Source organism: Rhizobacter sp. P1_G5, assembly GCF_056405435.1.
The window spans coordinates 1-1,164 of the sequence record NZ_JBFUCB010001033.1 but is presented as its reverse complement, the minus strand read 5'-3'; the positions used below and the strand labels follow the sequence as shown (position 1 = coordinate 1,164).

At 67.7% G+C, this 1,164-nt stretch carries 1 protein-coding gene and 1 pseudogene; one reads left to right on the top strand and one right to left on the bottom strand.

From position 1 onward, the window contains the following. A partial coding sequence (locus AC1D12_RS33775) for a hypothetical protein (protein WP_477845440.1) occupies nt 1-507 on the top strand: 507 nt, incomplete at its 5' end. A 394-nt stretch (nt 508-901) separates the two neighbouring features. On the opposite strand, the pseudogene AC1D12_RS33770 reads toward AC1D12_RS33775, so the two are convergent. Continuing rightward, nucleotides 902-1,156: pseudogene (locus AC1D12_RS33770) on the bottom strand (hypothetical protein); the annotation flags it as partial. Nucleotides 1,157-1,164: the final 8 nt, after the last annotated feature.

Here is a 1,164-nt window from a genome sequence, read left to right as displayed (position 1 = left end):
TTGCGGGACCAGCTGGTCGGAGCACTGCTCGCCGGCGAGCGTCGACGAACGCTGGTCGGCGTGGGTGACGGGCACGGCCTGGTCGTCGACTTCCGAACGGGCGACATCACGAGTTCGCTGTCGCAGGCCGAACTGCTGGCGCGGCCGTTGAATGTGACCGACCCGCAACGCGCGCCCGATGCCGTTTCGTGGCCGGGCGCGACCCACACCTTGCGGCTGTCGACCTTGCTGTGGGGCCTGACGCACGTCCTCATCGACCAGGGCGTTTCGCCTCGCACCATCAATGGCCGCTACCAGCTCACGCGCGCGCCCGAGCCTGCGGCCCTCGCGCGCCCGAGCACGCCGCGGCTGGTGACCGCCTGGACGCAGCGCGCCATGGGCGTTGGCGAAGCGGCCGCGGCGGGCCGGCTCTCGGCCTTCGAGATCCTGTGGTTCCTGAGCACGGCGTTGGCCCTGGGCATCGCCGTGCCGGCGACCGAGTCACAGGCAGGCACGACGCAAGCCTGAGCGGGCGAGGCCGGGGACGGCCAACCGCTGCTGGGTAAAGACGTGCCTCACCGAAGCAGGCCTCGCAATAATGTCGTCGTGCAAAGCGGCAGGTTCGCCGTCTGCTTCTTGTTGGCCGCCACCAGGGGTGCCCGTCATGAGCCGTCACGCTTTTGCCATCACGGTCCTTGCGGCGATGCTCGCACCTGCGGCGAGCGCGGACGCGATCGACCCCTGCTCGCTTCTCTCGGACGCTGAGAAGGCTGAACTGAGCCTCCGAAAGATTCAGTGCCGTCGCGCGAGTCGCAGCCAGGTGGTAGTGAGGTGACGCATCCGGCGCTGCAATTGCGGATCATTGCCAGCCTGGTCTCACGTGTCACGTCCCGAGGTGGCTGACCCCGTCGAACTCGTAGCCCTTCGGGTCCTTCGGCACCTGGTAGAACGCATAGAGGTGGTCGCCGTGGAAACCTTGCCCCGACGCCGTCGGCTTGTTGTTGTCGTAGCTTCCAGGGGTCGTCTTCACCATCCCGCCGACAGCGAAGCTCCCTTGGTTTTGAATCAGCAAAGGGCTCGAGGCGCCGCCTGGGGCGAGCGCCTGTGCGAGTGCTTCGCCGGCACGTTTCGCGGCATCTGCTTCGCCCTGCTCGGCTGACGCCGAGTACGTGCTCAGCAGAGAGG